Origin of the sequence: Paenibacillus sp. FSL R10-2771 (genome assembly GCF_038000205.1) — a bacterium.
Lineage (GTDB): Bacteria > Bacillota > Bacilli > Paenibacillales > Paenibacillaceae > Paenibacillus_AQ > Paenibacillus_AQ phytohabitans.
Genome location: NZ_JBBOBM010000001.1, coordinates 2,563,553 through 2,577,430, shown reverse-complemented (window position 1 = coordinate 2,577,430; position 13,878 = coordinate 2,563,553). Strand labels below are relative to the sequence as shown.

Here is a 13,878-nt window from a genome sequence, read left to right as displayed (position 1 = left end):
CCTTCACCTCTGTTCTTCAGCAAGCCATGTACGCAGCAGGTTTACGAATTCATCCGGCTTTTTCTTCGCCAGACTTTCCAGCTGCTTGCGGACCTGACTTTCATTCGTCACGCTCTCCATATTAATAGAAGGAAACTCGGTAGGAACCTGCAGCGGAATATCATCTTCCGCTTCTTCCTCCTGCTTATTCTTGCGGCTGCGGTAGATGAGGTAACCGCCGCCCGCACCGACCAGCAATGCGGCTCCGCCAATTGCCCAGATCATCCAGTTAGCCAGTCCGCCGGATGCTGCATCCGCCGCCGTACTGCCAAATTGTTGCGAGAACACCGAAACTTTTTTGGTTAAATCGGCGTCTGTATAAGTAATACCTGAATCTGCCAACGAAGCACGGACAATATTGACCAGAATATTCTGGATCGCCGCTGAAGTTGTATCATCCAAAGTTGTTTGCCCATTAGGTGGTTCAACTGCTACATTAATGGTTAAATCTTTAACAGTATATGGGCTTGCAATAATATCTTTGGTGATTCGATTCACTTCATAGTTCCTGGTCTCCGACGATTCCTCAGAAGAAGAAGTACCCGAGTCAGTCCCCGAAGGATATCCAGAGACATCTTCCGACCCTGTACCAGCAACCCCACCGGATGTATTCCCTTGACCCGAATAAGTATTGCTGATAATTTGCGAACTGATCTCAATCCCTTTCATATTCTCCGCATCTACCGGCAGTACGATTTCTTCCTGACGGTTTTCCTTATCGAAATTGAGCTTGGAGAACACCAGAACATCCACTTTATCGGGACCCGTGAGCGTACTCAGGAATTGCTTGACATCTTTCTTGACATCATCTTCGAATTTCTTCTGCAAAGCGAAGTTCTCTTCAACCTGGCTGGACACGCCAGCTTGTCCGCCTTTGGATGTCGGCATCAATTCGACTTCATTATTAGTAATCGTAATGTTGTCAACCGGCAAATTCGGCACAGCGGTCTTTACGAGATTGAAGTACCCGTCGATATTATCCTGTGTAGGCCTAAATCCGGGATTGAAGCTAAGCACCACGGAAGCCAACGCTTTCTCCTGATCCTCCTGAGAGGCAAACACAGTTTCCTTCGGCAGGGTAATCAGAACCTTGACATCTTTAATCCCCTGCATTCTTCTCATCAGCTGCTCAACTTCGCCGTTAAGGGCATTATTATACTTCACGTTGAATTCACTGTCTGTAGTCCCAATCATCGAAGAAGATTCATCAAATACTTTGTACCCGATCGAACCTTCCTGTACGATCCCCTGCGAGCCAATGGCTATCTTGATGCGCGCGGCGTCAGTACTGGGTACTGATATACTCTTTCCATCCGGACTTAAACGGTAAGGAATCCCCGAAGTATCCAAATAAGTCATAACTCCCGCGGAATCGGTACTGTCCAGATCCTGAAAAGCAACTTCATATTCTGTCTTTGATAATTGCATGGTCAAAACTACGATTATTATTATGATGATAAACAGAGTGGAGAAAAACAATATTTTCTGTTTACCGCTGAATCTGTTCCAATACAGGGTGATCTTCTCCCGGTACTGGGCCAATCTTTCATTCACAGTGTCACCCCATCCGAAACGTAGCTAGGATCATTTAGATTTGAGTTCTCATAATTTCCTGATAGGCTTCAATTACTTTGTTCCGGACTTGTGTAGTCAACTGCAAACTCAGCAATGCCTGTTGGGACGAAATCATAGCTTCATCAATGTTGACTTCTCCCAAAACAAATTTGTTACTCATGTCTTTAGCCTGCTGCTCCTGGTCCGCCACCTGATTAAGGGCATTCTCCAGGTATGAACCAAAGCTTTGTCCCGTTTCGGAGACGGCTGAAGCCTCTGATGCTACGGGTTTCATAGCCAGCGGCTGTACAGCCTGAGTTCCAATCAATAAGTTCTGTATCAATTATTCTCCTCCTAATCAATTCAATTAACGGCCGATTTCGAGCGCCTTACCCACCATCGCTTTGGACGCATTAAGCATCGTTACATTCGCTTCATAAGAACGTGAGGCAGACAGCATGTCCACCATTTCCTTCGTAAGATCCACATTCGGCATGTACACATATCCGTCAACATCAGCATCCGGATGACTTGGATTGTATACGGGCTTCAGCGGTGAAGTATCCTCAATAATCGACTTCACTTTAACACCTTCGCTGCCGCCGCTCATTTTTGAATCTAGTATGTTAGAGAAGCTATCAGCCTGGGCTGTTTCCAGCACTACAAGCTTACGGCGGTAAGGTACGGCTTTGCCGTCAACCACGGAAGCCCTGGTTGTCTCGGCATTTGCGATATTGGAGGAGATCACATCCATCCGCAGGCGCTGGGCAGTCAATGCCGAGGCGCTTATTCCAAAGCTGCTACCAAAGTTCATTATTTATTACCCTCCCTGCACAACTGTACGCATCATAGTAATCTGACTGTTCAACTGTTCAACGTAAGAGTTATACCTCAGCTGGTTCTCGGCGCTCAGTGCCTGTTCGCGGTCCATATCCACATTATTGCCGTTGTTGTTCATAGAAGTAGTCTCATCTGTGCTGACAACAGCAGTTGGCACGCCGGTTACTGTTCCAAATTGGAAATGCCGGGAGTCTGATACTTTCGCACTCAGCGTAGGTTTCACACCGCTCTCCTGTTGTCTCAGGAAACTTTCAAAACTGACATCAGAGCGTTTGAAATTCGGCGTATCAACATTTGCAACGTTATTAGCCAGAACACTTTGTCGTTTGGTGGCGGCATCTAGGCCTCCCTGTAATCTTTGAAAACTGACACTGTTCAGCAAACCCATGGTAATCCCCCTTCCAAACCTATCATAATGAAAAGAATTCCACAACTTCCCCCGAATTCCTGCTTACTTTCGACAAAAAAAGCTAAAATTTTCATTAATTTGTCGAGTGCAGGTCGAACGCTGTCGATGGATGATTCTTATGTCAATCTCACATACATTGATTCTCTTAGAATTTGTATATTATTACAATAAGAAATAAGCCCTATCTTTTCTGAAAAGAGAGGGCTTAAAGCATGTTTTTACAATTTTCTACCTTTTTTATTCCAAATAATTCTTTTAATTACTATTATTTAACTCTTCATGCACGTTTTTCGAATTAAATTTGCATAGCTATAATTCTTAATACCTAATTTAGCGGGATATCGCACTGTCGCTTTAAAGGATATATTGGCTTAAATCGCGATCCTGGGCGATTCCTGCCAGTTTTTCGCGAACATACTCCGGAGTAATGACCATTGTCTCCAGTGTCAGCTCCGGCGCTTCGAAGGATAGGTCCTCCAGCAGCTTCTCCAGAATCGTATGCAGGCGACGGGCCCCGATATTCTCCATATTCTGATTCACGGAAGCGGCGATTTTGGCAATTTCCTGAATCGCTTCCTTCTGGAACTGAATTTCGATGTTCTCGGTCTGCAGCAGATGAACATATTGCTTCGTCAGCGCGTTCTCCGGTTCGGTCAGAATAGAGACAAAATCCTCAAGAGTAAGACTACTCAGCTCCACACGGATCGGGAAACGTCCCTGAAGCTCAGGAATTAGGTCCGAAGGCTTGGCAATATGAAAAGCTCCGGCAGCGATGAATAATACGTAATCCGTCTTCACAGGCCCGTATTTGGTCATCACAGTGGAACCTTCAACGATAGGCAGGATATCGCGCTGCACCCCTTCACGGGATACATCCGGACCGGAGCCTTTACCCTGGCTGGCCACCTTATCAATCTCATCGATAAAAATAATACCGGACTGCTCTGCGCGGGCTACCGACTCCTGAATCATATCATCCGTATCAATCAGCTTGGCAGCCTCATCCTGAATCAGCACCTTACGGGCTTCACGGATCGGCAGCTTGCGCTTCTTCGTACGCTTAGGCAGCAGGCTGCCGAACATTTCCTGCATGTTCATGCCCATCTGGTCATTTCCTTGGCCGGCAAACATATCCATCATCGAAGGAGTGGTGTCTTCCACATCGATTTCAATGATATCGTCCTCAAGCTGACCCGCCAGCAGCTTGAACTTAATGCCTCTGCGCCGCTCGCTCAGACTACCGTCCTCCGGCTCTTCTTTGGCTTCCTCCCCACCGCCGTTATTGCCGCCAAAAATCATCTCGAACGGATTGCGCTGCGTTTTGCCCTTCGAGATCGAAGGAACCAGTATTGCTACAATGCGGTCGTTCGCCAGTTCTTCAGCACGGTCCTTGACCTTCTCGGTGCGTTCCAGCTTCACCATACGGATTGAGGTCTCTACCAGGTCACGGACCATCGATTCCACATCACGGCCTACGTAGCCGACTTCGGTAAATTTAGTGGCTTCCACTTTGATGAACGGTGCATTGACCAGCTTGGCCAGACGCCGTGCGATCTCCGTTTTGCCGACACCTGTAGGACCAATCATGAGAATATTCTTAGGAACAACCTCATCCCGGAGCTCTTCGGATAAAAGGCTGCGCCGATACCGGTTGCGGAGAGCAACGGCCACCGATTTCTTAGCCTGTTTCTGACCTACGATATATTTATCCAGCTCTGCTACGATCTGGCGGGGTGTAAGCGATTGATTCACCATTGTGACTTCCTCCCTCTTTCTATGGCACCATGCCTATAATTGTTCGACAATAATATTGGAGTTGGTATACACACAGATCTCGGAAGCGATCTGCAGAGCTTCTCTGGCAATATCCGCTGCGCCCAGGTGCGATGCATGACGTTTGAGCGCGCGACCGGAAGCCAGCGCAAAGTTACCGCCGGAGCCAATTGCCAACACGTCATCATCGGGTTCAATAATTTCGCCGTTACCGGAAATAAGCAGCATGCCTTCCTTGTCCATCACGATCATGAGCGCTTCCAGCTTGCGCAGGATACGATCCTGGCGCCAGTCCTTGGCCAGTTCTACTGCAGCCCGCTGCAGATTGCCGTGATGCTCTTCCAGCTTACCCTCAAACTTCTCAAACAAAGTAATCGCATCCGCTACGGAGCCCGCAAAACCGGCAATTACTTGTCCTCTGTACAGGCGGCGGACCTTCTTGGCCGTCGTCTTCATAATGACACTCTCTCCGAATGTAACCTGACCATCGCCGGCAATCGCGGCATGGCCGTCATGTCTTACCGCACAAATCGTAGTCGCATGAAAGCTGGGTAACATAATGGGCACCCTCCTAAATTTTTGTGAGCGTTAGCATCCCGAAACAGCTTGGAAGAAACCTGATCCGGAAGCATACACTTAGTGTTATGGCATAAGCTTCCGGACCAGCTTCGGACAAACCGTCCCGGAAGCTTGCGTTTAAGTTTTATTGTGCCGGACTTTCCGCTTCGGTAAGCTGAGGTTCTACGACCTCCGGCTCAGTATAGGCCAGGCCTTTGTCTGCAGCATAGGCAGCAAGACTGTCCAGCGCACGGTAAGCCAGGCGTTCGTTTTTCTCTTTTTTACTGCGGAATCTCGTTTCAAGCTTTGGCAGCAAGCCAAAGTTGGCGTTCATCGGCTGGAAATGCTCGGGATCTGCGGAAGTAATGTAGGCCGGCATGCTGCCCAGCACAGTATCCTGCGGGAAGACCAGACCGTCCTCACCGAGTGCCGCTCTGGCAGCATTCATACCGGCGATCATACCTGAAGCCGCAGACTCCACATAACCTTCAACCCCTGTCATCTGGCCGGCAAAGAACAGTCTTTCCCGTCCCTTCATTTGATAGGTAGGATGCAGAAGCTTGGGAGAATTGATAAATGTATTGCGGTGCATGACACCATAACGGACATACTCTGCGTTCTCAAGCCCGGGGATAAGTGAAAACACGCGTTTTTGTTCGCCCCACTTCAAATGGGTCTGGAAGCCAACCAGGTTATAAAGCGTTCCCGCTGCATTATCCTGACGAAGTTGCACAACCGCGTAAGGAAGCTTCCCTGTATGAGGATTCATCAGACCTACGGGCTTCATCGGCCCGAAGAGCGCTGTCTGCTTGCCGCGCTTCATCATAATCTCGATCGGCATACAGCCTTCGAAGTAAATCTCTTTCTCAAAATCTTTGAGTGCGGCAGTCTCAGCCGAGATCAGTGCATCATAAAAAACATCGAATTCCTCTTCCGTCATCGGACAGTTCAGGTATGCAGCTTCACCTTTGTCGTATCGGGAGGCCAAATACACCTTGCTCATATCAATGGTGTCCTTCTCGACAATCGGGGCAGCCGCATCATAGAAGTAGAAATACTCCTCGCCAAGCAGCCCTTTAATCTCAGCGGAGAGTGCCGGAGAGGTCAGCGGGCCTGTCGCAATGACAACAATCCCTTCCTCCGGTATATGCGCAAGTTCTTCATTTATGACTTCTACCAGAGGGTGATTATGCAGCATTGATGTAATCTCACCGGAGAATCCATCGCGGTCTACGGCAAGTGCGCCTCCGGCCGGAACCGCATGCCGGTCGGCTGCCCCTAGTACCAGCGAGTCCAAACGGCGCATTTCCTCCTTGAGCACACCTACCGCATTGCCAAGGCCGTTGGCCCGCAGAGAGTTACTGCAGACCAGTTCGGCGAACTGGTCCGTATGATGCGCCGGTGTCTTCACAACCGGACGCATCTCATATAATCTGACCGGAACCCCGCGCGAGGCAATCTGCCAGGCGGCTTCACTGCCGGCAAGTCCGGCTCCAATCACAGTTACTTTAGCTATATCAGTCAATTTCCTTTCCTCCTGTAACACAATTATTCTGCCAGCTCTTCGTTGTCCAGCACTGCCTCGGTATGATCACAAGAAGTGCATTGCAGCTTAGTTCCCTGTTTGTTGCGCTTCTCTACCATCCAGGAGCCGCAGACAGGACATGGTTTAACCGACGGTCTATCCCAGGATACAAAGTCACAGCCCGGATACTGATCGCAGCCGTAGAAGACACGGCCTTTCTTGCTGCGGCGCTCAACAACCTTACCCTCATGACATTTCGGACAGCTTACTCCGATATCCTTGATGATCGGCTTCGTATTACGGCAGTCCGGGAATCCGGAGCAGGCCAGGAATTTACCGAAACGGCCCAGCTTGTAGACCATCGGCTTCCCGCATTTCTCGCATAGCTCATCGGAAACTTCATCTTCAATCTCAATTTCCTTCATTTCTTCTTCGGCGTAGAGGAGACGTTTCTCAAAAGATTCATAGAACTGGGCCAGCACTTTCACCCAGTCCTCAGCACCTTCCTCCACATGGTCAAGATCCCCTTCCATATGGGCTGTGAATTCCACATCCAGAATTTCCGGGAAGAACTCTTCCATTTGCTCTATGATCAGCTCACCGAGTTCGGTCGGCATGAACTTCTTCTCTTCAATCGCTACATATCCGCGCTTCTGGATCGTCTCCAGTGTTGGCGCATACGTACTCGGACGGCCGATCCCCAGTTCTTCCAGCGTTTTGACCAGACGCGCTTCCGTATATCTTGGAGGCGGCTGAGTGAAATGCTGCTTCGGCTCGATATCATGCTTGGTTAAGTCATCGCCGGCCTTAAGCGGCGGCAGATACTTCTCCTCATCCGTTGTGCCGTCATCATTGCCTTCTACGTATACCTTCATGAAGCCCGGGAAAGAAACCTTGGACCCGACGGCTCTGAAAATCGCAGTGCCTGCTGTAATATCCACAGACAGCGTATCAAGCAGGGCTGAAGACATTTGACTGGAAACAAAACGCTCCCAAACCAGTTTATACAGGCGGAACTGGTCACGGCTCAGGAATTCTTTGACCATGTCAGGCTCACGGAGCGCCGAGGTAGGACGGATCGCTTCATGCGCATCCTGGGCTCCCGCAGCTTTCTTGGAATACTGGCGCGGTGTCTCGGGAACGAACTTCTCACCGTATTTGGAGAGGATCAGCTCCTTAGCTTCTTCCTGGGCCGTAGCAGACAGACGGGTGGAATCCGTACGCATATAGGTAATTAAACCGACAGTGCCTTCCTTGCCCAGCTCAACCCCCTCATAGAGCTGCTGAGCAACAGACATGGTCTTGGATGCGCGGAAGCCCAGCTTACGCGCAGCTTCCTGCTGCAGTGAGCTTGTTGTAAACGGAGCGGAAGGATGCCGTTGTCTTTCTTTCTCTTTTACCTCTTTAACCTGGAAGGCGGAATTCTTAATAGCATCCAATACTTCCTGTACATCGCTCTCCTGGCCCAGCTCTTTTTTGTCGCCATTGAGCTTGTGGAACTTGGCTTCGAACAGGGAATCGCGGATGCCCAGCTTCGCAGTAATACTCCAGTATTCTGTGGGAACAAAAGCAGAGATTTCGTTCTCGCGGTCCATAATAATCTTCACAGCTACCGATTGTACCCGTCCTGCGGACAGGCCTTTTTTGACTTTCTTCCATAATAGGGGGCTAATCTTGTATCCGACGAGCCGGTCCAGAATACGGCGGGCCTGCTGGGCATTCACAAGATCCATGTTAATTTTGCGCGGAGTCTTGAAAGCATCCTTCACTGCCTGCTTCGTAATCTCATTAAAGACAACCCGGCATTCCTGTGTGTTGTCCAAATCCAGCGCATGCGCCAAATGCCAGGCAATAGCTTCACCTTCGCGGTCCGGGTCAGCTGCGAGATAGACTTTTTTCACTTTTTTGCTGGCATCCTTGAGTTCCTTCAAGATAGAGCCTTTGCCGCGGATCGTTATATATTTGGGGTTGAAATCATTCTCCACTTCCACACCAATCTGACTTTTCGGCAAATCTCTGATATGTCCCATTGATGCCTTTACAATATATTTACTGCCCAGATATTTACCAATCGTTTTTGCTTTTGCCGGTGACTCTACAATAACCAACGCATCTGCCATAGGTTTTCCTCCCAAAAGTTTGTAAGCATATATCCTCCTGAACCTGCCCTCAGGCCCGGCGGAAATCAAGAGTCTATGCTTAACACGGTTACTTCTATATTAAATTACCTTATAAATTGCACCCGGCAATTGTGTTACCGCTTTTTTTATGATTAAAGATAACAGAACTGAATGCAAATGTCCAAAATCCCACCTCGTGGACGCCAGGAGCTCATCGAGTGTAAAGGGGCCTTGATGCAGTATATGGTAAAGGTGTAACTCCTCACTTGTCAATTTCTTTTCGATTAACCCGTCTCCGGCGGAAGGCCCGGAACCGCTTGCCGGAGTCCCTGAAGTACCCTTTCCAGGCAGATAAGCTAAGTATTCTTCCACGATATCCGCGGAGCTTGTTACCACCTTCGCACCTTGTTTAATCAGCTCTAATGCGCCTCTGCTCTTGGGCGAGGTGAGCGGACCCGGGACAGCAAACACATCCCTTCCTGCTTCTAGCGCAGCGTCGGCGGTAATCAGGGAACCGCTTCGGCTGTCTGCTTCGACCACCACCGTGCCGAGCGACAGTCCGGCGATAATCCGGTTGCGCTGCGGAAATAACCCGGGATGGCTCGGGGTGCCCAGCGGATATTCGCTAAGCACAAGCCCGACACGTGAAATCTGCTGCTCCAGCTCACGGTTCTCAGGCGGATAGACCTTATCCAGCCCCGTTGCGACCACCGCAATGGTACTTCCGGCTCCCGTCAATGCAGCTTCGTGACAGACACTGTCAATCCCTCTCGCCAGGCCGCTTATAACCGTGAGACCGGCCGCACTGAGCTGTTCAGCCAGCATTTCACCAATCTTGCGTCCATAGGCAGTAGGCACACGGGTACCAACCATAGCTACAGAAGGACGGGAAGCCAGCTCCAGACGGCCGCGATAATACAAAACCCAAGGCGGCTGAGGGGTTTCCTTTAACTGGACAGGGTACCCTTCATCCAGCAAAGTCACCATCGAAACCCCGCTTGCTTCCATTAAAGAGCGGCGCTGCAGAATCCATTCTTCATTAAAGACAGCGTTAAGTCTGGCCGAAATTTTGCCGCTGATTCCGGCCCGCTCCCAATCTGTAACGGAACAGGACAAAGCTTCATTCGTTAAAAGGCCCGCCTGGCGTATTCTGTCCATACTTTTCCATCCAATGCCTTCTACTTCATTCAAACCGAACAGCAGATCCCGCGTTTCCATATGCACTCTCTCCTATACGGAAGGGCCAGCCTTCCTTAATGATTACATAAACTGCCGAAAAAAGACAAAAAAAAGCAACCCTTCACCCCGGTACTCCGGGACAAAAGGTTGCTTACCTTTAAAATGATTATACATGAATCAGCGGTAAAAGCAGTGATCTTTCTGTGATTCTGCAGACTGAGCTCTAGTGGGTGGTGAAAGCATTCAGAATGCCGCGTTCCTCAAGCACACTGACGAGCGTAGAGCCCATCTCCGCAGGCGTTGGCGCGACCTTGATCCCGCAGGACTCCAGCACAGCGATCTTCTCGCTGGCCGTTCCTTTGCCGCCTGAAATAATCGCCCCGGCATGGCCCATCCGTTTGCCGGGAGGCGCAGTAACGCCCCCGATAAAGCCGACTACAGGCTTTGTCATATTCTCTTTAATCCACTGAGCCGCTTCTTCCTCTGCCGTCCCGCCGATCTCTCCGATCATGATGACTGCTTTGGTGCCCGGGTCATCATTAAACAGCTTCAGAATATCAATGAACTCCGATCCCTTGACCGGATCCCCGCCGATACCTACAGCCGAAGACTGGCCGATACCACGCTCCGTCAGCTGATGTACAGCTTCATAGGTTAATGTTCCGCTCCGCGAGACAACCCCTACATAACCAGGCATATGAATATAACCCGGCATAATCCCGATTTTACATTCTCCTGGCGTGATAACCCCCGGACAGTTGGGACCAATCAATACAGTAGAACGGCCCTCCATATATCTTGATACTTTAACCATATCCAACACAGGAATGCCTTCTGTGATACAAATGACAAGTTCCATTTCAGCATCCACAGCTTCCATTATGGAATCAGCCGCGAAGGCAGGCGGTACATAGATCACACTGGCGGTTGCACCTGTAGCTGCTTTGGCGGCAACGACCGTATCAAATACCGGGAGACTGGCTTCCGTGCCATTGTCAAGCGTGATCTGAACAAAGGTTCCTCCCTTGCCCGGGGTTACCCCGCCTACCATCTGGGTGCCGTAATCCAGTGCCCCTTTAGTATGAAATAAGCCCGTAGCGCCCGTAATTCCCTGTGTGATGACTTTCGTATGTTTATCTACAAGAATGCTCATGCGTCAGGTCACATCCTCACTTTTATTGTCGAATATTACACCAGAGCAACAATTTTACGGGCACCGTCAGCCATGGAATCGGCAGCAACTATATTCAGTCCCGACCCGGCGAGAATTTCTTTGCCCAGTGCTACATTCGTGCCTTCAAGACGTACAACCAGCGGCTTCGTTAACCCGAGCTGTCTTGCTGCCTCAACTACACCGGTAGCAATGACATCACAGCGCATGATTCCGCCGAAAATATTAACGAAAATCCCGCTTACCTTATCATCCGAGAGGATGATCTTGAAAGCTTCGGTTACCTTCTCTGTGGTTGCGCCGCCCCCTACATCCAGGAAGTTGGCCGGTTCTCCGCCGTAATATTTAATAATATCCATGGTAGCCATCGCGAGCCCCGCACCATTCACCATACAGCCGATGTTGCCGTCAAGCGCAATATAGCTAAGATCGTATCTGGAAGCTTCAATCTCTTTGGCATCCTCTTCGTCCAGGTCACGGAGCTCCAGAATATCCTTATGCCGGAACAGCGCGTTGGAATCGAAATTCAGCTTAGCATCGAGCGCCATCACATTTCCGTCAGCCGTTACAACCAGCGGATTAATCTCCGCGATGGAGCAATCTTTATCCACAAAAGCCAGATATAGCGCTTGCATGAACTTGACAGCTTTATTTACCAGCTCTGAAGGTATGGCTATGCTGTAAGCCAGTTTACGCGCCTGGAAGGTCTGTAGTCCCACTGCAGGATCAATGATTTCCTTGAAAATCTTCTCCGGATGTGTGGCCGCCACCTCTTCGATCTCTGTACCGCCTTCCTCGGAAGCCATCATGACTACCCGCCCGGAACCACGGTCTACAACCAGTCCGATATAATACTCTTTAACAATCTGGCAGCCCTCTTCAATCAGCAGCCGCTTCACTACCTTGCCTTCGGGTCCCGTCTGGTGGGTGACCAGCGTCTTGCCGAGGATTTCAGCCGCATAGGCACGAACCTCATCACTGTTCTTCGCCACCTTGACGCCGCCGGCTTTACCGCGTCCGCCTGCATGAATCTGGGCTTTGACTACAACTACCGGTGTACTCAGCGCTGCGGCAGCTTCCACTGCTTCCTCCACTGTATAAGCTACTTTTCCGTTCGGTACGGCTACACCGTACTTCTTAAGTACTTCTTTTCCCTGATACTCGTGGATATTCATACCGGAAGCCTCCTAAAGTTTTGCGGTGGCCGTGTAGCAGGCAGCCTGCAGCCATTCCGCATTCCGTTTTGATTGTCCAAAGCCGGGTCCAGACCGGTGAAAACTGGCAATATCCCGGCACATGCAGAAAACCGCCGCCTGAATACTAAATCCGTAAACGGTACAGTTTTCTGCTAGTGGCATATAGAACATATTACAGAGTGATATCTATAATTACCTATATGCCAGAATGTGAAACCCAGAATATTGTAACATGTTTTATAAGCGCTTTCCTTAAAAACTTTCACTATTTATACATACATTTTCGCTCGATTTCATGCCGGAATGCGAACGATTGCATTGACTTTGTGCTGATAGACTATTTCGAATTGCTAATATTGCTCTCATGAACACGGGCGAGCAGGTCTTTGAACTGGCCAAGCAGTCCAACAAACTCCTCGGGGGAGAGCATGGTGCCTTCGGCCATTTTACCGGGAATGCACATCGCATCCTGCTGTAGTGCCAAACCTTGTGCGGTTAATGAAATTAACACCTTCCGCTCGTCCTGCAAGGAACGTTCGCGCAGAATCAGGCCTGCAGCCTGCAGTCTCTTGAGCAGCGGAGTCAGCGTACCGGAGTCCAGGAACAGAGCTTCACCAAGCTCCTTGACCGTACATTGCCGTCTCTCCCAGAGGACAAGCATAACCAGGTACTGCGAATACGTTAATCCGATCTTGTCCAGGTGAGGCTGGTACAGCTTCGTAAATTCACGCGAACAGGCATAAATCGTAAAGCAGAGCTGATTCTCAAGCATTAGCTCCGGAGGGGTCATAGTTTCTTCTTGCATATCTTCTTCACCTGCCTTTGTGACATTAGTTTATCACAATTCATTCATAATATCATGTTAATAGCGGAAAATAGATTGACTTTTATTTTAATTGTGTTAAATTAAGTTGTGTACAATACATTATGAAAACGAACGGGAGCGATTTATAATGATGACTATTCAACAGAAAATGTATGAAACTACAGTAAAAGCGGTTGGCGGAAGACAAGGATATATTGAATCTGAAAGTCCTAAGCTGAACCTTACCATCAGCACACCACGCGAAATGGGCGGCGCCGGCGGTGAAGGCACTAACCCTGAGCAGCTGTTCGCAGCAGGCTATTCCGCATGTTTCGACAGTGCACTGAATATGGTTGCCCGTATGGGTAAAATAAAGATTGAGGGCAGTGAAGTAACAGCAACCGTAAGCTTCGGTAAAGTTGAAGACGGCGGATTCGGCATTGCCGTGAAGATGGATGTTCTGGTCAAAGGCGTAGATCACGACACTGCAGTACAGCTGGTAGAAGCAGCTCACGGCGCATGCCCTTACTCCCGCGCTACCCGCGGCAATATAGAAGTTGAACTGAATGTGCTGTAAGACATACTGCTGCTCAGTATAATTACAAGACCGGGTATACATGTTCTATCCCCAGCCTGCCCTTTATATAGCCATACTTTCTTTAAAGTAAACGCCCTGTCCGGCGGCCCCGGGCAGGGTGTTTGCCGTTGA

Annotated in this window: 13 protein-coding genes; 1 reads left to right on the top strand and 12 read right to left on the bottom strand. The window is 49.5% G+C overall.

What is annotated here, in order from left to right:
• Positions 1–3: 3 nt before the first annotated feature.
• From fliF to NSU14_RS11045, 12 genes are all read right to left on the bottom strand, one after another.
• The gene (fliF, locus tag NSU14_RS11100; protein ID WP_042138161.1) at positions 4–1,593 is read right to left on the bottom strand and encodes a flagellar basal-body MS-ring/collar protein FliF; all 1,590 of its coding nucleotides are present in this window, start codon (positions 1,591–1,593) and stop codon (positions 4–6) included.
• A 34-nt stretch (positions 1,594–1,627) separates the two neighbouring features.
• The gene (gene fliE / locus NSU14_RS11095) at positions 1,628–1,936 is read right to left on the bottom strand and encodes a flagellar hook-basal body complex protein FliE (RefSeq protein ID WP_039295158.1); all 309 of its coding nucleotides are present in this window, start codon (positions 1,934–1,936) and stop codon (positions 1,628–1,630) included.
• Between the two features lie 24 nt (positions 1,937–1,960).
• Positions 1,961–2,407, bottom strand: coding sequence for a flagellar basal body rod protein FlgC (gene flgC, locus NSU14_RS11090; RefSeq protein ID WP_042138162.1), 447 nt, complete (start codon positions 2,405–2,407; stop codon positions 1,961–1,963).
• A 6-nt stretch (positions 2,408–2,413) separates the two neighbouring features.
• Positions 2,414–2,821, bottom strand: coding sequence for a flagellar basal body rod protein FlgB (gene flgB, locus NSU14_RS11085; RefSeq protein WP_042138163.1), 408 nt, complete (start codon positions 2,819–2,821; stop codon positions 2,414–2,416).
• A gap of 375 nt (positions 2,822–3,196) precedes the next feature.
• Positions 3,197–4,597, bottom strand: coding sequence for an ATP-dependent protease ATPase subunit HslU (gene hslU / locus NSU14_RS11080; RefSeq protein ID WP_076246943.1), 1,401 nt, complete (start codon positions 4,595–4,597; stop codon positions 3,197–3,199).
• A gap of 33 nt (positions 4,598–4,630) precedes the next feature.
• Complete coding sequence (gene hslV, locus NSU14_RS11075) at positions 4,631–5,173, bottom strand: ATP-dependent protease subunit HslV (protein WP_039295147.1); 543 nt, start codon at positions 5,171–5,173, stop codon at positions 4,631–4,633.
• A 145-nt stretch (positions 5,174–5,318) separates the two neighbouring features.
• Positions 5,319–6,698, bottom strand: a complete 1,380-nt coding sequence (gene trmFO, locus NSU14_RS11070) for an FADH(2)-oxidizing methylenetetrahydrofolate--tRNA-(uracil(54)-C(5))-methyltransferase TrmFO (RefSeq protein ID WP_076246945.1) — start codon at positions 6,696–6,698, stop codon at positions 5,319–5,321.
• 23 nt (positions 6,699–6,721) lie between these two features.
• Positions 6,722–8,818, bottom strand: coding sequence for a type I DNA topoisomerase (gene topA / locus NSU14_RS11065; protein ID WP_039295145.1), 2,097 nt, complete (start codon positions 8,816–8,818; stop codon positions 6,722–6,724).
• A 99-nt stretch (positions 8,819–8,917) separates the two neighbouring features.
• Complete coding sequence (gene dprA / locus NSU14_RS11060; RefSeq protein WP_340944791.1) at positions 8,918–10,036, bottom strand: DNA-processing protein DprA; 1,119 nt, start codon at positions 10,034–10,036, stop codon at positions 8,918–8,920.
• Positions 10,037–10,220: 184 nt separating this feature from the next.
• The gene (sucD, locus tag NSU14_RS11055) at positions 10,221–11,150 is read right to left on the bottom strand and encodes a succinate--CoA ligase subunit alpha (protein ID WP_042138171.1); all 930 of its coding nucleotides are present in this window, start codon (positions 11,148–11,150) and stop codon (positions 10,221–10,223) included.
• 35 nt (positions 11,151–11,185) lie between these two features.
• Entirely contained in the window at positions 11,186–12,343 is a 1,158-nt protein-coding gene (sucC, locus tag NSU14_RS11050) for an ADP-forming succinate--CoA ligase subunit beta (RefSeq protein WP_076246949.1), read from the bottom strand.
• Positions 12,344–12,701: 358 nt separating this feature from the next.
• On the bottom strand, positions 12,702–13,169 hold the full coding sequence (locus tag NSU14_RS11045) for a MarR family winged helix-turn-helix transcriptional regulator (RefSeq protein ID WP_042138172.1): 468 nt from the start codon (positions 13,167–13,169) through the stop codon (positions 12,702–12,704).
• 148 nt (positions 13,170–13,317) lie between these two features.
• On the opposite strand from NSU14_RS11045, the gene NSU14_RS11040 reads away from it, so the two are divergent.
• Positions 13,318–13,746: an organic hydroperoxide resistance protein gene (locus NSU14_RS11040; RefSeq protein ID WP_039295134.1), complete on the top strand. Its 429-nt coding sequence runs from the start codon at positions 13,318–13,320 to the stop codon at positions 13,744–13,746.
• Positions 13,747–13,878: the final 132 nt, after the last annotated feature.

Excerpts from the sequence above, each read along its gene's own strand:
- sucD (WP_042138171.1), bottom strand. The coding sequence starts at position 11,150 with ATGAGCATTCTTGTAGATAAACATACGAAAGTCATCACACAGGGAATT.
- NSU14_RS11045 (WP_042138172.1), bottom strand. The coding sequence starts at position 13,169 with ATGCAAGAAGAAACTATGACCCCTCCGGAGCTAATGCTTGAGAATCAG.
- topA (WP_039295145.1), bottom strand. The coding sequence starts at position 8,818 with ATGGCAGATGCGTTGGTTATTGTAGAGTCACCGGCAAAAGCAAAAACG.
- sucC (WP_076246949.1), bottom strand. The coding sequence starts at position 12,343 with ATGAATATCCACGAGTATCAGGGAAAAGAAGTACTTAAGAAGTACGGT.
- NSU14_RS11040 (WP_039295134.1), top strand. The coding sequence starts at position 13,318 with ATGATGACTATTCAACAGAAAATGTATGAAACTACAGTAAAAGCGGTT.
- hslV (WP_039295147.1), bottom strand. The coding sequence starts at position 5,173 with ATGTTACCCAGCTTTCATGCGACTACGATTTGTGCGGTAAGACATGAC.
- flgB (WP_042138163.1), bottom strand. The coding sequence starts at position 2,821 with ATGGGTTTGCTGAACAGTGTCAGTTTTCAAAGATTACAGGGAGGCCTA.
- dprA (WP_340944791.1), bottom strand. The coding sequence starts at position 10,036 with ATGGAAACGCGGGATCTGCTGTTCGGTTTGAATGAAGTAGAAGGCATT.
- flgC (WP_042138162.1), bottom strand. The coding sequence starts at position 2,407 with ATGAACTTTGGTAGCAGCTTTGGAATAAGCGCCTCGGCATTGACTGCC.
- hslU (WP_076246943.1), bottom strand. The coding sequence starts at position 4,597 with ATGGTGAATCAATCGCTTACACCCCGCCAGATCGTAGCAGAGCTGGAT.